A 24,605-nucleotide genomic window follows, 5' to 3' on the forward strand; every position below is an offset into this window, starting at 1 on the left:
GGACGGGAAGATGATCGGACAACTCGACTTTGCCGCGCTGTGGCCCTACTGGCCGGAACTGCTGTCCGGTCTGTGGGTGACCATCCAGCTCACCGTGCTGGCAACTATCGGCGGCGTGGGGCTGGGCATTTTCGGCGCGGCGCTGCGCAGCGGCAAACCTTGCTGGCTGAGCCGTATCTGGGGGCTGTACGTAGAGCTGATTCGCAATACCCCGTTTGTGGTTCAGCTGTTTTTTATCGTTTTTGGCCTGCCGAATATGGGGGTGAAACTCACCGCTGGCGAGGCCGCGCTGCTGGCGATGCTGATTAATCTTGGCGCCTACAGTACCGAGATTATTCGCGCAGGCATTCAGGTGACGCCAAAAGGGCAGTGGGAAGCCGGACGCGTTCTGGGCCTCAGCCGCTCGCAGACTTTTTTTCGCGTGGTGCTGCCGCCGTCGCTAAAACGCATTTATCCGGCGCTGGTCAGCCAGTGCATTATCGTGATGCTCGGCTCGTCAGTGGTGTCGCAGGTCTCCTATGAAGAGCTGACCTTTTCCGCGAACCTGATTCAGTCGCGGACCTTTTTAAGTTTTGAAGTCTACCTGGTCGCCACGCTGATGTATCTGGCGCTGTCGATTGCCATGCGTCAGATACTGCTGGCCGCAGGGCGTAAATGGTTTGGAGAGCAGCCATGATGACCACTTTTACCGACTGGGACATCCTGCGCAATCTGCTGCTGGCAGCGCGCTGGACCATCCTGCTGTCACTGACAGCTTTTATTGGCGGCACGCTGGTGACCATACCGCTGCTGCTGGTGCGTTTAACCGGTCGCCGCTGGCCGCTGCGTATTATTCGCGGCTACGTTGAACTGTTTCAGGGCACGCCGCTGCTGATGCAGCTGTTTCTGGCGTTTTTTGGTGTGGCACTGTTTGGCATTGATGTGTCGCCGTGGACCGCCGCCTCGCTGGCACTGACGCTGTATACCAGCGCGTTTCTGCTTGATATCTGGTACGGCAGCATTAAGGCGCTACCAAAAGGTCAGTGGGAAGCCTCGCGCTGTCTCGGGCTGAGTTTCGGTCAGACATTGTTTCGGGTGATTGCGCCGCAGGCGGTGCGAATTGGCATTGCGCCGACCGTCGGCTTTGCGGTGCAGGTGATTAAAGGCACCGCGCTGGCGTCGATTATCGGTTTTATCGAGCTGACCAAAGCCGGAACCATCCTGAACAACGTGACGTATCAGCCATTTAAAGTCTTCGGGTTGGTGGCGCTGGGCTACTTCCTGATGTGTTATCCGCTGTCTCGCTACAGCCAGTATCTGGAGAAGAAATTTAATGCCGCTCATCACCATTAATCAGGTGCAGAAATATTACGGGCAGAACCACGTGTTAAAAGGCGTGGATCTGGATATCGAAATGGGTGAGGTGATCTCGATTATTGGCCGTAGTGGTTCAGGTAAAAGCACGCTGCTGCGCTGCATCAACGGGCTGGAAGGTTATCAGGAAGGCAGCATCAAGCTGGGTGGTATCACCATTAGCGACCGGGATTCGCAGGCGCGCGAAATCAGCCGATCAGTCGGCATGGTATTCCAGAGTTTTAACCTGTTTCCGCATATGACCGCACTGGAAAACGTGATGCTGGCACCGCGTTGGGTACTGAAAAAGCGCCCGGACGAGTGTCGCCAGCTGGCGGTGCAGATGCTGGAAAAGGTCGGTCTTGGCGACCGTATCGATTACTACCCGGCCAATTTATCCGGTGGTCAGCAGCAGCGAGTGGCGATTGCCCGGGCGCTGGCGATGACGCCGAAGGTACTGCTGTGTGATGAAATTACCTCCGCGCTGGATCCTGAACTGGTCGGTGAAGTGCTTAAGGTGCTGGAGCAGCTGGCGAAAGAGGGCATGACGCTGATTCTGGTCACGCACGAAATGAATTTTGCCCGCGAAGTCGGTGATCGCGTGGTGTTTATGCACCAAGGGCGGGTATGGGAGCAGGGCGACAGCCGTAAGGTTTTCGCTGATCCACAGACAGCCGAATTAAAACAGTTTATCTCCTCGGTGCGCGGTCTGAGCTAACGCATCAGGAACATTCAATAAGGAACCTAATATGGACATCACTCACTACCCACAAATCAATCCGCCACAGCGACTGCTGATGGGGCCAGGCCCGATCAATGCCGATCCCCGCGTGCTGCGTGCGATGTCGAGCCAACTGATTGGCCAGTATGACCCGGCGATGACTCACTATATGAATGAAGTGATGGCGCTGTATCGCGCGGTATTCCGCACCGAGAACCCATGGACGCTGCTGATTGATGGGACTTCGCGTGCCGGTATCGAAGCGATTCTGCTGTCGGCGATCCGGCCAGGTGACAAGGTGCTGGTGCCGGTATTTGGCCGTTTTGGCCATCTGCTGTGTGAAATTGCCCGCCGCTGCCGCGCGGAAGTGCACACTATCGAAGTTCCGTGGGGAGAAGTGTTTACCCCGGATCAGATTGAAGATGCGATTAAGCGCGTGCGCCCGCGTCTGCTGCTGACAGTGCAGGGTGATACCTCAACTACCATGCTGCAGCCGCTGGAAAATCTCGGTGAGATCTGCCGCAAATATGACGTGCTGTTTTATACCGATGCCACCGCATCATTCGGTGGTAATCCGCTGGAAACCGATGCCTGGGGGCTGGATGCGGTATCGGCCGGAATGCAGAAATGTCTGGGCGGCCCGTCGGGCACCTCGCCGATCACCCTCAGTCCGCAGATGGAGGCGGTGATCCGCAAACGTAAATGCGTCGAGGAGGGGATCCGCACCGCCGACCATCAGAATGGCGACGATGAGATGATCTGGTCCAACTATTTTGATCTCGGCATGATCATGGATTACTGGGGGCCGGAACGTCTTAATCACCATACCGAAGCCACCACCGCGCTGTTCGGCGCCCGCGAGTGTGCACGATTAATCCTGCAGGAAGGGCTGGATAACGGTATTGCCCGCCATAAATTGCATGGTGATGCGATGCTGGCCGGTATTCAGGGCATGGGGCTGGAAACCTTTGGCGATCTGTCGCACAAGATGAATAACGTGCTGGGCGTAGTCATTCCACAAGGGGTGAATGGCGATCTGGCTCGTAAGCTGATGCTGGAAGATTTCGGCATTGAGATCGGCACTTCGTTTGGTCCGCTGGTGGGTAAAGTGTGGCGCATCGGCACCATGGGTTATAACGCGCGCAAGGATTGCGTATTGCAAACGCTGGCGGCGCTGGAAGCGGTGCTGAATCACCTCGGCTTTAACACCACCCAGGGTGCGGCAATGCAGGCAGCATGGGATAGCTACAGTAACGGGAGCCGCTGATGAGTGACTGCCTGATGAATGCAAGCGACGCCGGGCTGGCGGCCAGTCGGGTAATGGCGCGCTGCGATGCGTTGGCCGAAATCAGCGAGAGCACCGGTAAGCTAACGCGCGTCTACCTGTCGCCGGAGCATATGCGTGCCAACGCGCTGGTGGGTGAATGGATGAAGGCAGCGGGCATGCAGGTCTGGCAGGACAGCGTCGGCAATATTTGCGGTCGTTACGAAGCGGCGGAAGCTGGCGCACCCGCGCTGCTGCTGGGCTCGCATCTTGATACGGTGCGTAATGCTGGCCGTTACGACGGCATGCTTGGCGTGCTGACCGCCATCGAAACCGTTCAGTATCTGCATCAACACCAGCTGCGTTTACCGCTGGCGATTGAGATTGTCGGTTTTGGTGATGAAGAGGGCACGCGCTTTGGCATTACCCTGCTCGGCAGTCGTGGCATCACCGGCAGCTGGCCGCAAAGCTGGGTGTCACATCCGGACGGCAACAGTATTACCGTGGCTGAAGCGCTGGCTGATGTCGGGCTGAATGCTGCGAATATTTCGCAAGCGGCGCGTGACGTGAATGCAATTGTTGCCTATCTGGAGCTGCACATTGAGCAGGGGCCATGTCTGGAACAAGCCGATCTGGCATTAGGTGTGGTCACCGCCATTAACGGTGCGCGCCGGCTAAACTGCCGCTTTACTGGCGAAGCGGGTCACGCCGGCACCGTGCCGATGAATCAGCGCAAAGATGCGCTGGCCGCCGCCGCCGAGTGGATGCTGTATATCGAAACCAGCACGCCAGAACATCATCCGCAGCTGGTGGCGACCGTCGGTAGCCTGCAGTGCTCGCCTGGCGCGGTCAATGTTATTCCGGGTGAGGTTGATCTGACGCTGGATGTGCGCGGGCCGGAAGACCAGCCGCTGGCGGAACTGCTGTCTGCTCTGCTGACGCAGGCGGAGGCTATTGCGCTGCGTCGTGGGCTGAAGTTTCATGCCGAAGAGTATTACCGTATTGGCGCTACCCGCTGCGACGCTGGGCTGCAGTCGACAATAACCCAGGCGGTAACGCAGGTGCAGGGCCGCAGTTTATCGCTGCCGAGCGGAGCCGGGCACGATGCGATTGCGATAGCCGAACGCTGGCCGGTCGGCATGCTGTTTGTGCGTTGCGATCGCGGTATCAGCCACCATCCGGCAGAATCGGTTACCAGCAGTGATGTTGCCAAAGCGGTCCAGGCCTATCTGCAAGTGGTTCACAATGTGGCCTGTCAAGGCGATGTTCTCCGCGCCAGTGCCGGAAATTTGCATCAGGAGAACAGATGACACTCGACCAATTTAACCAATTTAACGCCGCCGATGCCCACGCCGCAATCGCCCACTGCGTCGCGATTCCCGGCTGGAGCAGCGCACTGCTGGCCGCTCGTCCTTATGCTTCACTGGATGCGTTACTGGATTATGCCGATGCGCTTGCCAGCCGCTGGAACAGCGCCGACCTGCTTGAGGCGCTTTCGGCCCATCCTCGCATTGGCGAGCGTGCCAAAGGCGAAGGCAAAGAGGCCGCGCTGTCTCGCCAGGAGCAGTCATCGGTCAATCATCACGATCTGCAACTGCAACAGGCGTTGCGCAGCGGTAATGCCGCCTATGAACAGCGCTTTGGTCAGGTGTTTCTGATTCGTGCCAAAGGGCGTACTGGCGAGCAGATGCTGGCAGAACTGCAGCGTCGACTGGCGAATGAACCCTTGCAGGAGCAGCAGGAAGCGCTAATCCAGCTGCGAGAAATCACTCAGCTGCGTCTTCGGGAGAGTTTTCAATGAGCACGATTACCACACACGTCCTTGATACTGCGCTCGGCAAACCGGCCAGCGGCGTGGCCATTTTGCTGGAGCAACAGTGCGCAGACGGCTGGCAGTCTCTGGCGCAGGGACAGACCGACAGCGATGGACGCATTAAAGCGTTAACGCCTGAGCCACTGGCCGCGGGGCATTATCGGCTGACGGCGGCAATCGGTGACTACTTCACCGCCAGTGGGCGTGATGCGTTGTATATCAGCGCGCAAATTGATTTCGTTATCCCGGCAAGCGGCAGCCACTACCATCTGCCGTTTCTGATTTCACCGTGGTCGTGGTCCACTTATCGCGGCTCCTGAAATCGATTATCAGTCCAGCGGTGGCATTCTCGCCGCGCGTGCTAATCATCGCAACGGGAGTCGGAAACGCTCCCCTACAGTTATGTTGAGGTCATCCACCATGAGTCTCACTCGCGTCAGGCCTGAAGACACGCGTTACCCGGCAGGAAAAACTTTCGCCTGGGGACTGCAACACGTATTGACCATGTACGGAGGCATTATTGCGCCGCCACTGATCATTGGCTCCGCCGCTGGCCTGCATGCCAGCGAGATTGGCATGCTGGTAACCGCCGCGCTGTTTGTCAGTGGCTTTGCCACCCTGCTGCAAGCGTTAGGTCTGCCTGGCTTTGGTTCGCGGCTGCCGCTGGTGCAGGGTGTCTCTTTTGCCGGTGTGGCGACCATGGTGACGATTGTCAGCGGCGGCGGCGGGCTGCCGGTGGTATTTGGTGCGGTGATAGCTTCTTCGCTGATTGGCTTACTGATTGCGCCGTTCTTCGCCCATATCATTCGTTTTTTTCCGCCGGTGGTGACCGGTACGGTGATCACCATTATTGGCCTGTCGTTAATGCCGGTTGCGGCGCGTTGGGCGATGGGCGGCAATGCGAAAGCTGCCGACTGGGGCGCACCGTCCAATATTGGCCTGGCGGCGCTGACGCTGGCGGTGATCCTGCTGCTGAATAAGCTCGGCAATGGCGGACTAAAACGGCTGGCGATATTACTGGCGATGCTGGTGGGTACGCTGTTTGCGGTTATCAGCGGCAAAACCGATTTCTCGGCGGTGATGCAGGGGGATTTTGTCGCGCTGCCTGGCGTGATGAGTTTTGGCCTGCCGGTATTTGATCTCGCCGCTATTCTGTCGATGCTGCTGATCGTGCTGGTGTTATTAACCGAAACCACAGCCGGATTAATTGCCGTCAGCGAAATTGTCGAAACCGAGATTGACGGTAAGCGGATAGCCAGTGGGCTTCGCGCCGACATGCTGACCAGCGCGCTGGCGCCGCTGTTTAACTCTTTCCCGCAGAGCGCTTTTGCACAGAATATCGGACTGGTGGCGATGACCGGTATCAAGAGCCGCTATGTCGTGGCGGCGGGTGGAGTTATTTTAGTGATCCTTGGTCTGCTGCCGGTTCTGGGGCGGGTGGTGGCCTGTATTCCGATGCCGGTATTGGGTGGGGCTGGAGTGGTGCTGTTTGGCACCGTGGCCGCCAGTGGTATTCGTACTCTGGCAAAAGTCGACTATAAAGATAATATGAACCTGGTCATTGTCGCCACCTCAATCGCCTTCGGTATGATCCCTATCGTGATGCCAGCATTTTATGACCAGTTTCCGGGGTGGGTGCGCACGTTATTACATTCCGGCATCAGCGCCGCTTGCCTGGTTTCTGTCAGCCTGAATATCCTGTTTAACTGCCTGAAACGCGGCGAGACCATCAGCATACGCTCTTAATTAACACTGTCCGGGGCGAAAAATCAATTTTCCCCCGATCATTACGCATCTCCGTTATAGTTATGGCTAAATAAATCTCAGTCTATTTTGCCACTATATGGAATTTATCGCTTTATTATCCCCAATTGCTGTCCATTATTACTGGCCTTTTCTGGCACTCTGACACTTTTCTGATTGAAAACTAAGGTGGATATAATAATTTATCTTAGTTGCCTGTACCGCTAACAGAAGGGGATCGCTGATTTGCATCAGGCGAATTTGTTGACATAATTGCCCGGTAGCAAAAGTTATTCAGGCCAAACCAGCGGAAGAAATAATGGAAAGCACGCGGTGATATAATATGGTAATAAACTATAAGCCTTATATTTAGTGTGATTCATTATTATTTATGGAAAATACACTTCAGCGGTCCTCCCCCCCCCCTTTGGGCAGCTGCTGTGCTATTGATTACCGTATAACCAGGGCAGATGCAGTAGGCTTTAAAATAATAACTAATGTGCAGGGAGCGCGCTCCCTGCCAATTAATTCAGCTATAAACGAAAGGCATCGGCATCGCGCCAGGCTGGAAACTTTTCACGATATTCACGCAAATTTTCCAGTGACAGCTCTGCATCCAGTCGCGCGGGCTGATGAGGCTCAGCAGTCGCCAGCAGTTCACCCTGCGGGCTGATGATGCGGCTGTCACCGCTGTACTGATGATGATTACCGTCACTACCGGTTCGATTACAACCCGCAATATACGCCTGATTCTCAATAGCACGCGCCAGCAGCAGTGACTGCCAGTGTAACGCGCGTGCGGCTGGCCAGTTGGCAACATACAGCGCCAGGTCATAATCATTTTGATTACGTGAGAACACCGGAAAACGCAGGTCGTAGCAGATCTGTGGCAAAATACGCCAGCCGCGCCATTCAACAATCATACGACGATCGCCAGCCTGATAGTGATGATGTTCATCCGCCATACGAAACAGATGACGCTTATCATAGCTGTGCAGCGTGCCATTAGGCTCAACCAGCATAAAACGGTTAACCGCCCCTGTTGCAGTCTGAATTGCCGCACTGCCACCAACCATTGCATGGGTCGACTTAGCCTGCGCCTGTAACCACTCAAGCACGCGTGCCTGAGGCAGTGAACGCTGCGCCGCTTCCATGGCGAAACCAGTGGTAAACATCTCCGGCAGAATAATCAGGTCGCGTTGCTTAATATCCGCCAGCAGGCTGGCGAAGTGGCGCAAATTCGCTTCGCCATCCATCCACACCAGCGGCTGTTGCAGTAGCGTGAGTTTTAGAGTTGACACAGTCGCTCCGCAGCAGCGTCCAGCGTGGCTTCCTGTTTGGCGAAGCACAGGCGGATCAGTTTATGAGGAAATTCATCAGCGCAGAATACCGACAGCGGAATCGCGGCCACGCCAACTTCTTTTGTCAGCCACTGGCAGAAACTGACGTCATCAAGATCGGAAATGGCGCTGTAATCAGCCAGCAAGAAATAGGTACCTTCGCATGGCAGGATCTCCAGGCGGCTGTCAGCCAGCGCCTGCACAAAACGGTCACGCCGCGCACGGTAGAACGCCGGCAGCTCACGATAGTGTTCCGGCTCAGCACGCAGCATATCGGCGATGGCCAGTTGGGCCGGAGTATTGACTGCAAAGGTCAGATATTGATGCACTTTACGAATTTCTGCACTGATCGCCGCTGGTGCCACGCAATAACCGACTTTCCAGCCGGTCATATGGAAGGTTTTACCGAATGAAGAGACGGCAACCGCCCGCTGACGCAGCTGGGGATGCGCCAGCACGCTGACGTGGCCCTCTGCGGCAAAACAGATGTGCTCGTACACTTCATCACTCAGCACATAAATTTCCTGCTCAGCAATCGCTTCCCACAGCGCGGCAAAATCGCTTTTCAGCCAGACGCTGGCGGAAGGATTATGCGGCGTATTGAGGATGACCAGCCGTGTACGCTCCGACAGCAGTGAGGCAAACTGTTGCCAGTCAACCTTGAATCCCGGTGGTTGCAGCGCGATGCGCTTCATCACGCCGCCGGCCAGCGTCACCGCAGGTGCATAGCTGTCGTAGCTCGGATCGAAGCAGATCACTTCATCACCTGGCCGCACCAGTGCGGTAATCGCGGCATACAATGCTTCCGTCGCTCCGGCGGTGACGGTGATATCGCTGTTGGCGTCAGGCTTGTGGCCATAAAGCTCAGCGGTTTTATCAGCAATGGCTTCACGCAGCGGCTGCACACCCGTCATCGGCGCATACTGGTTGGCGCCCTGGCTGACATGATATGCCAGCCGCTCCTGCAAAAAACGTGGGCCGTCAAAATCCGGAAAACCCTGCGACAGGTTAATCGCCTGATACTGCTGCGCCAGTGCGCTCATTTGCGAGAAAATAGTGGTGCCGAGTGCCGGAAGTTTGCTTTCGGGAATCAAGGGTGTCTGACTCATGGCTGGTTGACCTTTCGGGCTGATGTCTGTGAGGTTAAAGCTGGATTATTGCCACTATAGCATAGTGAATTGGCCTGACGCCTCAGGTTAGCGGGACAACGGCAAAGCCGATTCTGAGGGATTATCCTCAGCCCTATAAAACCGCATCTAAGGGGGATCGACTTAAGTTAGTACTAATCCGATAGGTTTTGATGGCGTGTCAGGGTTAAATGACAGGAGAAAACATCATTTTTTAGGAATAACATTAAATTAATTCGTTAGTGCAGTATGTTTGAAGTGTTTTCTCTATCAGGGCAACTTACCCTTTATCCAGTTATTTCCAGCGAGATACCCTCATCTTTATCAGGAATGAGTGGTTTTCCAGCTTTTCATGAATAATTTAATGCATAGCAGGATAATTAATAACTGACTTCCTTTTGCATTGAGTGCGCCAGGTTAATAGTTATAGTTTAAACCTTCTGATTTTACTCTTATGTTATTACCTAATGATGTTAAAGGATTAAGAACAGTAGAGTCCTGTTCTGATGAATGTCAGGGGAGAATAATCAGAAAAAAAATATCGCAATGACATTTAATTTTTTATGGGTGATCTCTAACTCCTTTATTTGATTGGGTAAAGTAAATCTTTATGCGGAAGGCAGGTGACATTATTATTGTTAAATACACGCTGTTGAGGCTTCATTTATTTTTCTGAACAATGCGCGATTATGGTGTTAAATTTACAGTAATAATCATTTTGCGATACTATGTTTTTAGTTATTTGATATTTATAGATTTTATGGCTGTTATTTTTATTTTGGTTGGTGTTTTATGTTGTATTGAGTGGTGGGGTGGGGGTTATTATTATTTTTATGTGCTTGTGTGATTTTTTTTCTTTGCCTCGCGAAGCAAGTGTGTGAATATGACGCCCCGTCAATCATGATGAAAATATGATTGTGGGTTTAGATACTTCAATATAATCGTTCTGTGAAATGGAAGCTCAAATATTACTTATAACATTGGCTATTAATAAGCCCGATGTTTTGCGTCTGGATTTCTGTAGTTTGGAAAGTCAGGGCGATAAGCAATGTAATGGCTATTATTAAATAAGGAAATTTAAAAAATGAAATTGAATGCAATTATGCTGGCAACAGCAATGACTCTGGTTACCTCTTCTGTTGCTTATGCAGCTGGTCAGGGAAGTGGCACTGTGACTTTCGAGGGCGATATTGTTAATGCGCCATGCAGTATTTCTCCAGGAACGACCGACCAGACTATTGCGATGGGTCAGGTCAGTAACAGGGTGCTGACCACTGTTGGAGAATCCACGCCGCAGCCTTTTAACATCGAACTGCAGGGTTGTGATGTTAACACCACCAATGATCAAATTACCTTTACCTTTAATGGACTGGCCGATCCAGCCAATGCCAATTTATTTGCTCTGAATGGTACCGCAAGCGGCGCGGGTATCAGACTGGTTGACCCAGCTGGTAAGGATATTAAACCGCATACTGCTACCGCTCCGCTCAATCTGGGCAATGGTAATGCCACGCTGACATTTAATGCCTCACTCAAACACAGCAATGCTTCAGCCGCTGTGGTTCCAGGACGCTTTAATAGTACTGTGAACTTCGAAGTCGCTTACCAGTAAAATTTAATGAGGATGTCATACTGGCATCCTCATTATTTCTGATTGGCGAGAACGAACTTAGCCAGATTAATCGCGGGCAGGAGAAGTTAATGAATAAAGTAAATTACTTTATTTAAGTTTTCCCTTAACTGCTTTGTGATTCTTTCTGACGGAAACGGACTTTTAATGATGTTCATGGATTTAGAATGACTGAGTTCATTATGTTTTTTTTTCGCAAGCGAAGAATAGTAAATCTGATTGTTTTAAGTTCAGCATTTAGCGGTTTTCCTGTTTACTCCGTTACTGAATTTAATACTGAAGTGCTGGCGACAGGAAAACGTAGCAAAGTAGATCTTTCTCGTTTTTCCGAGCCGCATTCAGTTTTACCCGGCAGTTATTTGCTGGAAATTAAAATAAATCAACAAACGTTCCCTCAACGCACAATTCAGTACTTAACTGATGCAAACAACCCAGGGCAACCGCGGGTCTGTCTGCCACCAGACCTGATTAAGCAAATGGCACTGAAGCCGGAAGCGGCTAAACAAATTACGCTTTGGTACAACGACGCTTGTGCTGATATCAGCGCATTGCCCGGAATTACGGTATCCAACCGCATAGGTCGCGGTGTGCTGGAGATAACCGTACCCCAGGCATGGATGAAATATTCCGACTCGAACTGGACGCCACCAGAGCAGTGGGATAACGGTCTGCCGGGTATTCTGCTGGATTACAATATCAATGCGTTAACCAGCCGCCAGCAGGACAGCAGTATTACCGCGGATAGCCTTACCAGCTACGGTACGCTGGGCAGTAATGCCGGCCCGTGGCGGCTACGAGCTGATTATCAGGCCAGTCTTCAACGTCAGGGCAGCCAGCACAATACGGATTCATCGCTGACTCAGGTTTATGCCTGGCGCGCTTTGCCTGAGTACGCGGCAAAAGTGATGGTTGGAGAGGCATATCTCAACTCAGCGGTTTTCGACAGCTTCCGTTACACCGGGGCGAGTGTCGCCAGCGATGAACGGATGTTGCCGCCAAAGCTGCGCGGCTATGCACCCGAAGTGCGCGGTATCGCGAGAAGTAATGCCAAAGTGACCGTCTCACAACAGGGACGTACCTTGTATGAAACCACCGTGCCGGCAGGCCCTTTTGTGATTCAGGATCTGAGCAGTTCGGTACAAGGGCGGCTCGAGGTTAAAGTAGAAGAACAAGATGGCTCAATATCCAGTTTTCAGATTGATACAGCGACCATTCCTTACCTGACGCGTCCCGGCTATGTGCGTTATAACGTGGCGCTGGGCCAACCTTCCACGCCTGATCATCAACTTCGCGGGCCGATTTTTTCCTCCAGTGATTTTTCCTGGGGGATAACGAATGCCTGGTCGCTGTTTGGTGGAGCATTGATTGGCGGCGACTATAACGCTGCCTCATTAGGCCTGGGGCGTGATTTAAATGTGTTTGGTGCGTTATCAGCAGATGTGACTCAGTCTTATGCACGTTTGCCAAATGCCCCTGTAGCCACTGGCAAATCATTTCGTCTGAATTATGCCAAACGTTTTGAAGAATTAAACAGCCAGATCACGTTTGCTGGTTATCGATTTTCGCAACGTAATTTTATGAATATGCAGCAGTTTTTGCAGGCAAATTACCGTGACGAAATGTTTACGCGCCAGGATAAAGAGCTTTATACCCTCACTGCCAATAAAACGTTTATGGCAGATGACAGTGCACAGGCAATAACGGTTTATCTGAGTTATTCGCACCAGACTTACTGGGATTCCCGCTCGGTCAATCGTTACGGGCTTTCTGCCAGCAGAATGTTCAATCTGGCGGGAATTAGTGGCATCAGCGCATCGTTATCCGCTTATCGCAGTGATTATCAGGGGCGTACTGACGACAGCGCAATGTTAAACGTTACGCTGCCGCTGGGCGATCATCGACGTATCGGTTATAGCCTTCAGACCAACAATAATGAAATTACCCAGAGTGCTTCCGTGGATGATTTCAGCGACTTAAATAACAGCTGGCAGCTGCGGGCCGGCCACAATCAGACGGGCAAGCTCATGTCGAGCGCCTGGTACTCCCACTCTGCACCTTCCGGCACATTGAATGCCAATGTTGGCTGGCAACAGGATAGTTATACCTCGCTGGGCGCGACCCTGCGGGGCGGCGTAACTGCCACCCGACACGGCATTGCTGCTCATCAGAATAGCGGTAATGGCGGCAGCCGATTGATGCTGGATACCGATGGTGTCGCCGGAGTACCGATTAATAATGGGCGCGCGTACAGCAATCGTTATGGTCTGGCGGTGATCTCTGACGTCAGCAGCTACTACAACGTTGATACACGTATTGATGTCAACCAGTTGAGTGATGATGTTGAAGCAACCCGTGCGGTAGTGCAAAGCACGTTGACCGAGGGGGCGATTGGCTACCGTCACTTTGAAGTGGTTCAGGGATATAAAGTGCTTGCCACCATTCGCCTGGACGACGGCAGTGAGCCGCCATTTGGCGCCACAATAATGACAGCAAAAGGCCGCGAGGCGGCGTTAGTCAACGAAAAAGGCGTGGCGTATCTGACCGGCATCAAGCCCGGAGAGAAACTGACACTTTTCTGGCAGGGCCAACCGCAATGCACCCTTAGCCTGCCTGCAAGCGAAAAGCCTCTTACCCGGCTGTTACTGCCCTGTAATGCACTTTAAATGAAATCACACCCGTGGGAGTCAAATTGTATGATGAAGTCGGTAAACCTCAATTTAATCGCCGCAGGCTTGCTGTGGGGAACTGTGATTCCACATGCCAGCGCAGCTATAACATTGGATCGTACCCGCGTTATATATGTTAGCGATCAGAAGTCTATCAGTATAAATATTACCAATGAGAATAAACAATATCCTTTCCTTGCCCAGGCGTGGCTGGATGATGCTCAGTTACAGTCCATTGACGGCCCATTGATGGTTCTGCCGCCTATTCAGCGCGTTGAGCCGGGTGAAAGTAGCGTGGTGCGGATAACTCAGCTCCCTGAGGCCAGCCAATTGCCGCAGGATCGTGAGTCGCTGTTCTATTTTAATCTGCGAGAAATACCGCCAAAAAGTGAGCAGCCCAATTCTTTACAGCTGGCACTACAGACCAAAATTAAAGTGTTCTATCGACCAAAAGCGATTGTGGCAGCGAAAGATGCAGTGTGGCAGGAGAAGCTGGTATTCCGTCAGACCAGTACAGGTTTGATTGTGGAAAATCCGACACCGTTTTACGTCACGTTGCTTAATATGAAGCAAACAACCAAAAAGTCGGAAGGGGAAAAGGTTGATGAATTTAAAGCGCTAATGATAGCGCCGAACTCATCAGAAACCCTGGCGCTACCCAATTTAAAGCTTAGCAGCTTTACGGTGAGTTATATCAACGATCATGGTGGTTACCCGCAGTTACATTTTACCTGCAGTAACCAACTTTGCCGCGTTACGCCAGCCAGTAAAAAGTAAAAGGATAAACTTATGGGAATTTCTGGCTTGAGAATAAACAAAATTAAATCTGACTGGGGCACAGGGCGGCTGATATTTATTCTACTGTGTTTTCTGGGTGTCAGTTTTAAAACGCAGGCACTGGAATGCTATATGAATGTGCCTGGTGGTACAACGGAAGAAGTTGTGGATATAGGTACGCTGAAGGTACCGGCTACCTTGCCAGTCGGCAGCCGGTTATGGACCTCAGAAGAGAGGACCCGTACCGTGGTTTGTAAGGCATACGAAAATGTTCCTGCGGAATATGTCTATTTTTATCCAACGCCGAACCAGCCTGTTTTCGCGCCGGGGATTAAGATGGGGATTATATATAACGGTGCCGATTTGGGGATCAATAATAATAAGAAGCGAACAGATATATATGCCAATAAGGACAATTGGACGACCGCGACTATCAGATTTCAAATTTATCTTGAAAAAAGCGGAACTATCAATCCCGTTACCACAGACAGGGTGCAAGCTTTACAGTTGGATGGTGAATATGGAATTAATAATCAACCGGGTAAGAACTACAGCTTCTTTTTAACCGGCATGACGAAAATTGAGGTTATTCAATGCGCGGTATCAATCAATCTGGATAATCCCTCAGGCGTGAATTTTGGCACCTTGCCAGTTTGGGCGGCAGGTAAAGGGGAAATCGTTCGGAAAGATTTTAACCTGAGCATCAGCAAAAACAGTTGCTCTGAAGATTTTCAACTGGATGCCGACTTCACTGTAGTCAATGGCAGCCTGCTGGATGCTACCGGTCTGAATATGGATAACGGTTCGGTTATGCGCATCCGTGATAACAGCAATCCAAAGTGGATTGAATATAATCAGTTTCAGCCTTTTGCCGATATGACGGGGCGTGATTCTGTGTCCAAGAATTATTCTGCGGTGTTAGAAGCGACAGCAGATGGTCAGGAAGGCGATTTTAGTAAGAGCCTAATCTTGCGAATTAACTATCTGTAATGGAGCCAGGATGAAACATTTATTGATTAGCGCGATCCTGTTCAACATGGGAACTGTTCTTTCGCCGGCTGCATTTGCCGCCGATCTACAGATAGACTTTAGCGGTAGCGTTGTCGCCACTCCCTGTAATATCGATCCTGCGTCGCAGGCTCAGAAAGTGAACATCGGCTCGGTGGTCGATAAAATTATTTATCGCGATGGTCACACTGCGCAAATACCGTTCGAGATTAAACTTACTGGTTGTTCCACCAATGTAAGACAATCGGTTAATGTCACATTTACCGGTACGGAAGATCCTGTTTTGCCCGGAAAACTAATAATTAATAAAGGCGATAATGGTGTGGCACTGGCATTGTTTGACGAAAATAATGCCGCGCTGAATCTGGGAACTGCCACAGCTCCGATCGGGTTACAGACCGGTGAAACTATCCTCTCATTTTCCGCGAATGTGATCGGGCATCCGGACGCTATTCGCGATAAAACGGTGACGGCAGGGGCATTTAGTTCAGTGGCTAACTTTGAGCTTAGTTATAATTAGGGATAGTTTTCGGTGACAGTAAACATTACGCGAGTGACAGGTTGTATTCTGGCAGGGTATTTATTGATTGCTATGCATATCCACTGGCCGAATCGTGGTGGTAGCGGTTTTTATCTGCCCTGGAATATGGTTGGAATCATAGTGATGATGCTGGTGATAATAATTACCATGCGATTCTCTGGTTCCCCTCTATTCTCTTCGCGGCTATTTTCCGCTTTGTTAGTTGGCGGGGTGATTTTGCTGTTGCCCGCGCTGTGGAGTGCAGAACCGTGGCTTAGCGAAGTGATGCCGCGCCAGCTGGGATTACTGAGCGGTATATTGTTCTACTTTGCTTTGTTGCAAATTCCGCTCGATCATCGCTGGCGTCAGCGGCTGCTTTTATTGCTTCTGACAGCCGTTTTCATTGAAGCTATTTTAGGGCTGGTACAATATATTCTGCTGCAAAATTACAGTGGCAGCTGGATGGGATTTGATACGAACTATACCCGGCCCTACGGTATTTTCCAGCAGGTTAATGTGATGGCCAGTTTTATGGCATCCGGCCTGGCGCTGGCGCTCTGTTTGCTGGGGCGCAGGCAAACCAAAGGCCGCATCAGTCAGGGATTGATTGCTGGCGTGCTGGTACTGGCGCCGCTGCTTTTAATGATGATTCTCTCACGCGTGGGGTTGCTGGCAGCAATCTTACTGACACCCTTGCAGTTGATCATATTGTGGCATAGTCACCCACGCCGCATGATGTATGCCCTGGCGCTGATCGCCAGCGGCGTGCTCTGCGGTGTGGTACTGATGCTGCTTAATGGTGCCGCGCGTGAAGTGACTTCAGCAGCGCCAGTGCTGTACCGGCTAATTTACTGGCAGGAAGCACTGCGGATGATTGCTGAGCGTCCATGGCTTGGATGGGGCTATGGGCACTTTGAGCATGATTTTATTAATCATTTCAATATTAATTACAATATTGAGAGCGTCTCCCATCCGCACAATGAATTGCTGTATTGGGGAGTTGAAGGTGGCCTGTTAAGCCTGACAGGGATTGCCGTCATCACTTGGGGCGGCTGGTTATTGCTGCGCCGTATGCGTCCTCGCTTGCTTCGCCCGGGAGTATGGCTGGCAACGCTGCCGATTTTGCTGCATATGATGTTGGAATATCCGCTGTATCAGTCTGCCGCTCATGCTGTAATGCTATTGTTGCTGCTGCGGGTGTGTGATGTTCGCCGTCAAAATGAGATGCCATTGCAAATCCAGCCGCTTCTGCGCATTGGGATCGGTGCCATCGCCGCGTTGTTAATGCTGTATATGCTGAACGGTTTGCACAGCTCATTAATTATTACCGCAGTAGAAAAAACGGGTTTGCAGCAGTTTGACGCGATGTCAAAGGTGATGACTCCAACCCCCTGGCAAGCTCGTTACGACTTTGATGTTCAGCTTCACCAGATGATGAATTACTCGCAAACTCAGGATCCTGAGATTTTGCAGGGATATCAGCGTTGGGCGGAGAATGAAATCCGCGTGCGGCCCGATGCCAATACCTACTTTAACTTAATTCAGATCAGTAGAGTGTTGAATCAGTTAACACGCGCCGCGCAGTTAAAGCGGCAGGCTCAGAAATTATATCCGCAAGACAGTCGTTTCTGGTAACACGGTTAAGCGACATCGCTTTTTCTCGCTTCATTTCATCAAAGCCCGATGTTAGTATTTGGCAATCAAGACGCTTAGACGTCTAAATATCAAAAAGTATACTACCGCAACTCCCTGAAAAATAAGGAAAGGCATGACGGTTTTAGCGCAATTAGACCAGCTGGTTGAGGCCTGCCACTGGATCGGTGCCAAGGGCTGGGCACCGGCAACCGGTGGCAATATGTCTGTTCGCCAGGATGAAAGCAGCTGCTTACTCAGTGAATCGGGCAAGGACAAAGGCAGTATGACCCGCGATGATTTTATTCAGGTTGAAATCGCCACTAACCGGGTACCATCCGGGCGTAAGCCGTCGGCGGAAACCGGCCTGCATACTTTGATTTATCGCCTGTTTCCTGAGGCCGGGGCGGTTTTGCATACCCATACCGTCAATTCTACCGTGCTGTCACGGGTTGAGAAGGGCGCGGCGCTGGTGCTACAGGGCTATGAAATGCAAAAAACGCTTGCCGGTCAGCAGTCACATCTCGACAGCGTCTCGATTGCACTGTTCGATAACGATCAGGATATTGATGGGCTGGCAAAACGTATTGAGCAGTTTGCCCAGAACAATCCGCTGCGCTACGGCTTTCTGCTGCGCGGCCACGGTTTGACCTGCTGGGGCAAAGACGTCAACGAGGCTAAGCGCCATCTTGAAGGGCTGGAGTTCCTGTTTTTATGTGAGATGCAACGCCGTCTGCTGGAGGCCAAATGATTCGTGCGATTGTCACCGATATTGAAGGCACGACCAGCGATATTCGCTTTGTCCATAACGTACTGTTTCCTTATGCCCGTCAGCATCTGCAAAGCTTTATTGTGCAGAACCAGCAACAGCCAGCAGTCAGCAGCACGTTAAACGATCTGCGTCAGGAGATTGCTCAGCCCGAAGCCAGCATCAAGCAGCTAACTGAGACGCTGTTTTCCTTTATGGATGAAGATCGTAAATCCACCGCGCTGAAAGCGCTGCAGGGGATGATCTGGCGTGAGGGCTATCTGAATGGCGATTTTAAAGGCCATCTCTATCCGGACGTCCTGCCCGCCTTTAAACAGTGGCAATCACAGGGCATTGCACTTTACGTTTATTCATCCGGTTCGGTTGCTGCGCAGAAATTGTTATTTGGATATAGCGACGAAGGTGATATTACTTCGCTATTCAGCGGCTATTTCGATACCCATGTTGGCGCTAAGCGCGAAGTCGACGCCTATCGTAATATCGCCAGCCAGATCGATCTTCCCGCCAGTGAACTGCTGTTCTTATCCGATATCCATCAGGAACTGGATGCCGCACAGCAGGCAGGCTGGCACACCGTGCAGTTAATTCGCGGCGAGGCGGATGCAGAGAGCATCCATCGTCAGGTAAACCGTTTTGATCAGATCAACCTGGAGCTGTTTTCCTTATGAGTGCACTGACTATATTCACCGATACCGAAGCCACGCAGCCGGTGTGGCACAGTACTGATGCTGAAGAAATTCGTCAGCAGCTGAACGCCAAAGAAGTGCGCTTCGAGCGCTGGGAAGCCGATCGCGATCTGGGTGAAAATCCCGATGCAGAAACGGTGATCAATGCTTATCAGCATGCGATCGATCGGCTGGTGGCTGAAAAGGGCTATCAGAGTTGGGATGTGATCAGTATGCGTGCGGATAACCCGCAGAAAGAGGTGCTGCGCACCAAGTTTCTTTCCGAGCATACCCATGGCGAAGATGAAGTGCGTTTTTTTGTTGAGGGGGCGGGGCTGTTCTGTCTGCATCTCGACGGTAAGATCTACCAGATCCTGTGTGAGAAGAACGATCTGATCTCGGTGCCGGCCGGAACGCCGCACTGGTTTGATATGGGTTCCTCGCCGCACTTTACCGCGATTCGTATTTTCGATAATGCCGAAGGCTGGATCGCTAATTTTACCGGCGACAATATTGCTGACGCCTATCCACGCCTGCCTTAATATTTCGGGCGGCATTTTCGCCGCCCGTGCCGCTGGCTAACCGCGCGGCTGAAAAATTCCGTCAGTAACCTGCGCTGGCGTCACCACACCGGTATCCAGTATCCAGCCGCTAATCAGCGCCGCAGGCGTGACGTCAAACGCCGGGTTATAGACGCTGGCATTTTCTGGTGCCCACTGCACATCACCAAAACTGCCAGCGACGCCGGTAACTTCACGCGCATCACGCTGCTCAATGGGAATCGCCGCGCCGTCAGGGCACTGGCTGTCGAGTGTGGTATGCGGTGCCGCGACATAGAACGGAATGCGGTGATAGTGCGCCAGCACCGCCAGACTGTAAGTGCCTATCTTATTCGCCACATCGCCGTTAGCGGCAATGCGGTCGGCACCGACCCAGACAGCATCAACCTGTTGTTGCGCCATCAGGCTGGCCGCCATCGAATCACAAATCAGCTGATAAGGCACCCCCAGCTCACCCAGTTCCCAGGCGGTAAGACGGCCGCCCTGTAACAGCGGACGGGTTTCATCGACCCAGACATTTGCCACTTTGCCCTGCTGATGGGCAAGCGCAATCACGCCTAACGCCGTGCCGACACCAGCAGTGGCTAATCCGCCGGTATTGCAGTGCGTCAGCAGGCGACTGCCGGATTTAATCAGCGCGTTACCGGCCTCGGCGATGCTGTTGCACAGCGCTTTATCCTCTTCCACCAGGCGTAATGCTTCAAAGCTCAGGGCAGTAACGAAATTCTTCTGCGCCAGCGCCTGTTTCATACGATCAAGATTATTCATCAGGTTCACCGCCGTCGGCCGTGATGCACGCAGCACTTCCAGCGCGTCTGCCAGCTGGTTTTGTGGCATGCCACCTTCTGCCAGCAAAGCCAGCAGCAGGCTGGCAGACAGGCCGATCAGCGGAGCGCCACGTACGCGCAGCGCCTTGATATGGCCGACCAGCGTGGCAACGTCGGGCGTCGGGCACCAGATCTTTTGTTGCGGCAGCGCCTGTTGGTCAAGGATCCAAAGCTGATTGTCACGGACTTGTAAGCTGGTAGTGCTGAGTGTCTGCATGTGATTTAAATCCCTGTTGCGTTAATGCTGCATATTGTGCCAACATGCAAAGCGGATGTATAGACGTCTGAACGGCTTGTTCTGATTATAAAAGTATAAAAAGTGTTGAGAGGAAGAAGGCAATGTCGCAATACCGTACGTTCACTGCCACCGATGCTGTGGAATATGCCCGACAATTTGGCGGTCTGAGCGATCCCGCTTCGCTGGTGGACGCACAGGAAATTGGCGATGGTAACCTTAACCTGGTGTTCAAGATTTTCGATAACGCAGGGCAGAGCCGGATTATCGTTAAGCAGGCGCTGCCTTATGTGCGCTGCGTAGGCGAATCCTGGCCGCTGACGCTGGACCGTGCGCGGCTGGAAGCGGAAACGTTGCAGGTGCACGGTAGTTTCTGTCCGCAGCACACCGTCAAAATTCTCCATTTCGATACCGATCTCGCGGTTATGGTGATGGAAGATCTCTCTGATCATGCCATCTGGCGCGGTGAGTTGGTTAAAGGCAGTTATTATCCGCAGGCGGCAAAACAGCTGGGTGAATATCTGGCGCAGACATTGTTCCACACTTCTGATTTCTTCCAGCACCCGCACGCCAAAAAAGCCGATGTGATCCGGTTTACCAATCCCGAGCTGTGCGAAATGACTGAGGATCTGTTCTTTAACGATCCCTATCAGGTGCATGAACGTAATGCTTATCCGCCATCGCTGGAGGAGTATGTTGCCACGCTGCGGGATGATGCCGAGCTGAGAATAGCCGTCGCCGGGCTAAAACATCGTTTTCTGTCGCAGGCGGAAGCGCTGCTGCACGGTGATATCCACAGCGGCTCGATCTTTGTTACGCAGGAAAGCCTGAAAGCCATTGATGCTGAATTTGGTTTCTATGGCCCGATTGGCTTTGACGTAGGCACTGCGTTGGGCAATCTGCTGATTAACTACTGCGCGTTGCCGGGCCTGCTGGCTGCGCGTGAAGCGGCGGCGGGTCGCGAACAGCGCTTAACCGATGTGCGTGAAGTGTGGCAGGCGTTTACCGCACGTTTCCTCGCGCTGGCGGCAGAGAAAACCCGCGACCAGGCTCTGGCGTATCCGGGCTATGCCGAGGCGTTTTTGCAGAAGGTATTGCAGGACACGATTGGATTTTGTGGTACTGAACTGATTCGTCGTACCGTTGGTATCTCTCAAGTGGCGGATATCAAGAACATCGATCACCAGCCGATGCGTGAAGAGTGTTTACGTCATGCGATTAGCTTAGGTAAAACGCTGATTCTGGCGGCACCTCACGTGCAGGATATTGATGCACTGATTGCCCGGATTCGTCAGAACGGTTGATTGGGGTACATATAATTAAAACGGGCGGCGGGAACGCCGCCCTGGAGGAGTATTTACGCCGCCTCAATCTTTCTCGCCGGTTTTTCTTCCTTTAGCGGCTGAGTCGCCAGCGCTTCGGCGTCAAAGTCATCGACGTTAATCGAGCGCAGACGGCTCTGCTCCGCACGATTCAGCGTTTGCGCTTCCTGTTCATTGATCCAGCCTTCCTGCAAACCACGTGTTGCCAGTTTATCCAGCCGGGTAAACGACAGATTTTTCTTCAGCTGTTTGCACAGGCGGTCGTGAATCACTTCTGCCGCCATCACATCCTGCAACGCCTCTTCCAGCTGACCTGCCGGGTTATTTTCACCAGGCGTCAGATACTGACCCCGGCCTAAACGGCTGCGTGTCGCCGACGGCAGTTGCAGAATTCGCGCCAGTTTATGATCGAGACGATCAGACGGGGCGCGACAGTGACGGCCGGTCGGGAAAATCACCACGCGCAGCACGCCAGCCACCAGACGATTCGGGAAGTTGCGCAGCAAGTCATCAATGGCGATCTCTGCCTGATTCAGTGCATCCTGCACGCCCCAGTGCACCAGCGGCAGATCCGCTTCGTTGCGACCTTCATCTTCATAGCGTTTCAGCGCCGCCGAAGCCAGATACAGCTGACTGAGAATATCGCCCAGTCGCGCCGAAATTCGTTCACGACGTTTCAGACTGCCGCCCAGCACCGACATCGATATATCCGACAGTAACGCAAGGTTGGCGCTGATGCGGTTCAGATGCTGATAGTAACGGCGGGTGGCGTCGCGGGTCGGCGTTTTACTGGTGCGCCCGCCGGTCAGGCCCAGCCACAGGCTGCGCATTTTATTACTGCCAACGTGACCAATATGGCTGAACAGTGCGCGATCAAAAGCATTAACGTCATTGCTCTGCGCCGCCGCCATTTCCTGCAATACATACGGATGACAGCGAATCGCCCCCTGGCCAAAGATAATCATACTGCGGGTCAGGATATTGGCACCTTCAACGGTAATCGCAATCGGTGCGCCCTGATAAGCGCGGGCGAGGAAATTACCGCTGCCGAGCATAATGCCTTTGCCACCGGCGATATCCATGGCATCGACAATGGCGCGCTGACCGCGATGAGTACAGTGATATTTAACAATCGCCGACAGCACCGCCGGTTTTTCTCCCAGCACGATGCCATAAGTAATCAGCGATGCCGCCGCGTCCATCACGTAAGCATTACCGGCGATGCGCGCTAATGGCTCTTCAATCCCTTCCATTTTGCCGATGGGCAGTTTGAACTGACGACGAATATGCGCGTAAGCACCTATTGCCAGCGCGATAGTTTTTACGCTACCGGTTGAGTTGGAGGGCAGGGTAATACCGCGACCGACGGACAGGCATTCCACCAGCATGCGCCAGCCCTGGCCGGCCATTTTTGGCCCACCGATGATGTAATCGATCGGAACGAAAATATCCCGGCCCTGCGTCGGACCGTTCTGGAACGGCACGTTAAGCGGGAAGTGGCGACGGCCAATTTCCACACCCGGCGTGCTGGTCGGAATCAGCGCACAGGTAATGCCCAGATCTTCGCTGTCACCCAGCAGATGTTGCGGATCCGACAGTTTGAACGCCAATCCCAGCACGGTAGCAATAGGTGCCAGCGTAATATAGCGCTTGTTCCAGGTCAGGCGCATGCCCAGCACCTGTTGGCCCTGCCAGTCGCCCATGCAGACCACGCCGATATCGGGAATCGCGCCGGCATCGGAGCCCGCTTCCGGGCTGGTCAGGGCAAAGCATGGAATCTCCTGACCGCGCGCCAGCCGTGGCAGATAGTGATCTTTCTGCTCTTCAGTACCGTAATGCTGCAGCAATTCGCCCGGGCCGAGTGAGTTCGGCACGCCAACGGTAATCGCCAGAATACCCGATATCCCGGCCAGTTTTTGCAGTACCTGCGCCTGGGCGTAAGCGGAAAATTCCAGCCCGCCATACTCTTTTTGGATGATCATGGCGAAGAAGCGATGTTCTTTCAGATACGCCCACAGCTCCGGCGGCAGATCGGCCATCTCATGGGTGATCTGAAAGTCATTGGCCATACGGCAGGCTTCGGCTACCGGACCATCAAGGAATGCCTGCTCGGCTTCCGTCAGGCGCGGCTGCGGATAATTGTGCAGTTTTTCCCAGTCAGGATTGCCGCGAAACAGATCGCCTTCCCACCAGGTGGTACCGGCATCAATGGCTTCTTTTTCAGTGCGCGACATGGGTGGCATGACTTTCTGAAAAGTTTGCAGCATCGGTTTAGAGAACATCGCCCGGCGTACCGACAGCAGATTAAACGGCAGCAGGATAAGTACCAGTGGCACCAGTAGCCATGGCGTCCAGAGTGATAACATCGCCATAGCCGCCGTCCACACCAGTAGAATCAGGCTACTGAGCATCAGATTTACGCGGTGATAGAAGAGTGCGCCTGTCAGCACAATCGTCGCGATAATACTGAGAACCATCATAATGAACCGCTCCGTAAGTAGTAAGAGGTCTGACCTGTTGAAACCGTTACTACAGGTTTAGAGCAGATAAGGTTTGTTAGCAATGTGTTTACATAATAATTACAACCTGGCTCACACTCCGGCCGCATCAAAAGTCAAAGCTGCCGCTAGTGCTGCGCGATGCTTTTCGCTTAC

22 protein-coding genes are annotated in these 24,605 nt (G+C 52.6%); 18 read left to right on the top strand and 4 right to left on the bottom strand.

Going from position 1 to position 24,605, the window contains the following annotated elements; genetic code table 11:
• Positions 1 to 10 precede the first annotated feature (10 nt).
• The 8 genes from RIN69_RS04875 (at position 11) to RIN69_RS04910 (ending at position 6,876) form a co-directional block, all read left to right on the top strand.
• Entirely contained in the window at positions 11 to 676 is a 666-nt protein-coding gene (locus RIN69_RS04875) for an amino acid ABC transporter permease (RefSeq protein ID WP_313855936.1), read from the top strand.
• Positions 673 to 1,332, top strand: coding sequence for an amino acid ABC transporter permease (locus RIN69_RS04880; RefSeq protein WP_313855937.1), 660 nt, complete (start codon positions 673 to 675; stop codon positions 1,330 to 1,332). Before RIN69_RS04875 ends, RIN69_RS04880 begins: the two co-directional genes overlap by 4 nt.
• Positions 1,313 to 2,050 (top strand): amino acid ABC transporter ATP-binding protein, encoded by a 738-nt coding sequence (locus RIN69_RS04885; protein WP_313855939.1) that lies wholly within the window; start codon positions 1,313 to 1,315, stop codon positions 2,048 to 2,050. The genes RIN69_RS04880 and RIN69_RS04885 overlap by 20 nt, the downstream gene beginning before the upstream one ends.
• A 31-nt stretch (positions 2,051 to 2,081) precedes the next feature.
• Complete coding sequence (locus tag RIN69_RS04890; protein ID WP_313855940.1) at positions 2,082 to 3,320, top strand: pyridoxal-phosphate-dependent aminotransferase family protein; 1,239 nt, start codon at positions 2,082 to 2,084, stop codon at positions 3,318 to 3,320.
• Positions 3,320 to 4,627: an allantoate amidohydrolase gene (hpxK, locus tag RIN69_RS04895; RefSeq protein ID WP_313855941.1), complete on the top strand. Its 1,308-nt coding sequence runs from the start codon at positions 3,320 to 3,322 to the stop codon at positions 4,625 to 4,627. The genes RIN69_RS04890 and hpxK overlap by 1 nt, the downstream gene beginning before the upstream one ends.
• Positions 4,624 to 5,118 (top strand): 2-oxo-4-hydroxy-4-carboxy-5-ureidoimidazoline decarboxylase, encoded by a 495-nt coding sequence (gene uraD, locus RIN69_RS04900; protein WP_313855942.1) that lies wholly within the window; start codon positions 4,624 to 4,626, stop codon positions 5,116 to 5,118. The genes hpxK and uraD overlap by 4 nt, the downstream gene beginning before the upstream one ends.
• The gene (gene uraH / locus RIN69_RS04905) at positions 5,115 to 5,450 is read left to right on the top strand and encodes a hydroxyisourate hydrolase (RefSeq protein ID WP_313855944.1); all 336 of its coding nucleotides are present in this window, start codon (positions 5,115 to 5,117) and stop codon (positions 5,448 to 5,450) included. Before uraD ends, uraH begins: the two co-directional genes overlap by 4 nt.
• Before the next feature lie 100 nt (positions 5,451 to 5,550).
• Entirely contained in the window at positions 5,551 to 6,876 is a 1,326-nt protein-coding gene (locus tag RIN69_RS04910; RefSeq protein WP_313855946.1) for a nucleobase:cation symporter-2 family protein, read from the top strand.
• 530 nt (positions 6,877 to 7,406) lie between these two features.
• On the opposite strand, the gene RIN69_RS04915 is transcribed toward RIN69_RS04910, so the two are convergent.
• Together RIN69_RS04915 and RIN69_RS04920 are read right to left on the bottom strand one after the other, a co-directional pair.
• The gene (locus RIN69_RS04915; RefSeq protein ID WP_313855949.1) at positions 7,407 to 8,174 is read right to left on the bottom strand and encodes an amidohydrolase; all 768 of its coding nucleotides are present in this window, start codon (positions 8,172 to 8,174) and stop codon (positions 7,407 to 7,409) included.
• Positions 8,162 to 9,322: a pyridoxal phosphate-dependent aminotransferase gene (locus RIN69_RS04920; protein ID WP_313855950.1), complete on the bottom strand. Its 1,161-nt coding sequence runs from the start codon at positions 9,320 to 9,322 to the stop codon at positions 8,162 to 8,164. Before RIN69_RS04920 ends, RIN69_RS04915 begins: the two co-directional genes overlap by 13 nt.
• A gap of 1,102 nt (positions 9,323 to 10,424) precedes the next feature.
• On the opposite strand from RIN69_RS04920, the gene RIN69_RS04925 reads away from it, so the two are divergent.
• The 9 genes from RIN69_RS04925 (at position 10,425) to RIN69_RS04965 (ending at position 19,549) form a co-directional block, all read left to right on the top strand.
• The gene (locus tag RIN69_RS04925; RefSeq protein WP_313855951.1) at positions 10,425 to 10,952 is read left to right on the top strand and encodes a fimbrial protein; all 528 of its coding nucleotides are present in this window, start codon (positions 10,425 to 10,427) and stop codon (positions 10,950 to 10,952) included.
• 185 nt (positions 10,953 to 11,137) lie between these two features.
• Positions 11,138 to 13,633 carry a fimbria/pilus outer membrane usher protein gene (locus RIN69_RS04930; protein WP_390902498.1) on the top strand — a complete coding sequence of 832 codons (2,496 nt, stop codon included), beginning with the start codon at positions 11,138 to 11,140 and terminating at the stop codon, positions 13,631 to 13,633.
• Positions 13,634 to 13,666: 33 nt separating this feature from the next.
• On the top strand, positions 13,667 to 14,413 hold the full coding sequence (locus RIN69_RS04935; protein WP_313857604.1) for a fimbrial biogenesis chaperone: 747 nt from the start codon (positions 13,667 to 13,669) through the stop codon (positions 14,411 to 14,413).
• A gap of 12 nt (positions 14,414 to 14,425) precedes the next feature.
• Entirely contained in the window at positions 14,426 to 15,403 is a 978-nt protein-coding gene (locus RIN69_RS04940; protein WP_313855953.1) for a fimbrial protein, read from the top strand.
• Positions 15,404 to 15,413: 10 nt separating this feature from the next.
• The gene (locus RIN69_RS04945; protein ID WP_313855955.1) at positions 15,414 to 15,941 is read left to right on the top strand and encodes a fimbrial protein; all 528 of its coding nucleotides are present in this window, start codon (positions 15,414 to 15,416) and stop codon (positions 15,939 to 15,941) included.
• A 12-nt stretch (positions 15,942 to 15,953) separates the two neighbouring features.
• Entirely contained in the window at positions 15,954 to 17,576 is a 1,623-nt protein-coding gene (locus tag RIN69_RS04950; protein WP_313855957.1) for a PglL family O-oligosaccharyltransferase, read from the top strand.
• Between the two features lie 133 nt (positions 17,577 to 17,709).
• Entirely contained in the window at positions 17,710 to 18,324 is a 615-nt protein-coding gene (locus RIN69_RS04955) for a methylthioribulose 1-phosphate dehydratase (protein WP_313855958.1), read from the top strand.
• On the top strand, positions 18,321 to 19,010 hold the full coding sequence (gene mtnC / locus RIN69_RS04960) for an acireductone synthase (protein ID WP_313855959.1): 690 nt from the start codon (positions 18,321 to 18,323) through the stop codon (positions 19,008 to 19,010). The genes RIN69_RS04955 and mtnC overlap by 4 nt, the downstream gene beginning before the upstream one ends.
• Complete coding sequence (locus tag RIN69_RS04965) at positions 19,007 to 19,549, top strand: 1,2-dihydroxy-3-keto-5-methylthiopentene dioxygenase (protein ID WP_313855962.1); 543 nt, start codon at positions 19,007 to 19,009, stop codon at positions 19,547 to 19,549. Before mtnC ends, RIN69_RS04965 begins: the two co-directional genes overlap by 4 nt.
• Before the next feature lie 36 nt (positions 19,550 to 19,585).
• Here the strand turns inward: RIN69_RS04965 and mtnA are convergent, their stop codons facing one another.
• Complete coding sequence (mtnA, locus tag RIN69_RS04970; protein ID WP_313855963.1) at positions 19,586 to 20,611, bottom strand: S-methyl-5-thioribose-1-phosphate isomerase; 1,026 nt, start codon at positions 20,609 to 20,611, stop codon at positions 19,586 to 19,588.
• Positions 20,612 to 20,733: 122 nt separating this feature from the next.
• Between mtnA and mtnK the strand changes: the two genes are divergently transcribed.
• Positions 20,734 to 21,933, top strand: coding sequence for an S-methyl-5-thioribose kinase (mtnK, locus tag RIN69_RS04975; protein WP_313855965.1), 1,200 nt, complete (start codon positions 20,734 to 20,736; stop codon positions 21,931 to 21,933).
• Positions 21,934 to 21,986: 53 nt separating this feature from the next.
• Here mtnK and fadE read toward each other — a convergent pair whose 3' ends face one another.
• On the bottom strand, positions 21,987 to 24,431 hold the full coding sequence (gene fadE / locus RIN69_RS04980; protein WP_313855966.1) for an acyl-CoA dehydrogenase FadE: 2,445 nt from the start codon (positions 24,429 to 24,431) through the stop codon (positions 21,987 to 21,989).
• Positions 24,432 to 24,605: the final 174 nt, after the last annotated feature.

The organism is Winslowiella toletana (assembly GCF_032164335.1).
Classification (GTDB): domain Bacteria; phylum Pseudomonadota; class Gammaproteobacteria; order Enterobacterales; family Enterobacteriaceae; genus Erwinia; species Erwinia toletana_A.

What these genes read in the sequence shown, in the direction of transcription:
- uraH (WP_313855944.1), top strand. Translation starts at nt 5,115, where the DNA reads ATGAGCACGATTACCACACACGTCCTTGATACTGCGCTCGGCAAACCG.
- RIN69_RS04930 (WP_390902498.1), top strand. Translation starts at nt 11,138, where the DNA reads ATGACTGAGTTCATTATGTTTTTTTTTCGCAAGCGAAGAATAGTAAAT.
- RIN69_RS04875 (WP_313855936.1), top strand. Translation starts at nt 11, where the DNA reads ATGATCGGACAACTCGACTTTGCCGCGCTGTGGCCCTACTGGCCGGAA.
- RIN69_RS04965 (WP_313855962.1), top strand. Translation starts at nt 19,007, where the DNA reads ATGAGTGCACTGACTATATTCACCGATACCGAAGCCACGCAGCCGGTG.
- RIN69_RS04945 (WP_313855955.1), top strand. Translation starts at nt 15,414, where the DNA reads ATGAAACATTTATTGATTAGCGCGATCCTGTTCAACATGGGAACTGTT.
- hpxK (WP_313855941.1), top strand. Translation starts at nt 3,320, where the DNA reads ATGAGTGACTGCCTGATGAATGCAAGCGACGCCGGGCTGGCGGCCAGT.
- RIN69_RS04885 (WP_313855939.1), top strand. Translation starts at nt 1,313, where the DNA reads ATGCCGCTCATCACCATTAATCAGGTGCAGAAATATTACGGGCAGAAC.
- RIN69_RS04935 (WP_313857604.1), top strand. Translation starts at nt 13,667, where the DNA reads ATGAAGTCGGTAAACCTCAATTTAATCGCCGCAGGCTTGCTGTGGGGA.
- mtnA (WP_313855963.1), bottom strand. Translation starts at nt 20,611, where the DNA reads ATGCAGACACTCAGCACTACCAGCTTACAAGTCCGTGACAATCAGCTT.
- uraD (WP_313855942.1), top strand. Translation starts at nt 4,624, where the DNA reads ATGACACTCGACCAATTTAACCAATTTAACGCCGCCGATGCCCACGCC.
- mtnK (WP_313855965.1), top strand. Translation starts at nt 20,734, where the DNA reads ATGTCGCAATACCGTACGTTCACTGCCACCGATGCTGTGGAATATGCC.
- RIN69_RS04910 (WP_313855946.1), top strand. Translation starts at nt 5,551, where the DNA reads ATGAGTCTCACTCGCGTCAGGCCTGAAGACACGCGTTACCCGGCAGGA.
- mtnC (WP_313855959.1), top strand. Translation starts at nt 18,321, where the DNA reads ATGATTCGTGCGATTGTCACCGATATTGAAGGCACGACCAGCGATATT.
- RIN69_RS04880 (WP_313855937.1), top strand. Translation starts at nt 673, where the DNA reads ATGATGACCACTTTTACCGACTGGGACATCCTGCGCAATCTGCTGCTG.
- RIN69_RS04925 (WP_313855951.1), top strand. Translation starts at nt 10,425, where the DNA reads ATGAAATTGAATGCAATTATGCTGGCAACAGCAATGACTCTGGTTACC.
- RIN69_RS04890 (WP_313855940.1), top strand. Translation starts at nt 2,082, where the DNA reads ATGGACATCACTCACTACCCACAAATCAATCCGCCACAGCGACTGCTG.
- RIN69_RS04920 (WP_313855950.1), bottom strand. Translation starts at nt 9,322, where the DNA reads ATGAGTCAGACACCCTTGATTCCCGAAAGCAAACTTCCGGCACTCGGC.
- RIN69_RS04955 (WP_313855958.1), top strand. Translation starts at nt 17,710, where the DNA reads ATGACGGTTTTAGCGCAATTAGACCAGCTGGTTGAGGCCTGCCACTGG.
- fadE (WP_313855966.1), bottom strand. Translation starts at nt 24,431, where the DNA reads ATGATGGTTCTCAGTATTATCGCGACGATTGTGCTGACAGGCGCACTC.
- RIN69_RS04940 (WP_313855953.1), top strand. Translation starts at nt 14,426, where the DNA reads ATGGGAATTTCTGGCTTGAGAATAAACAAAATTAAATCTGACTGGGGC.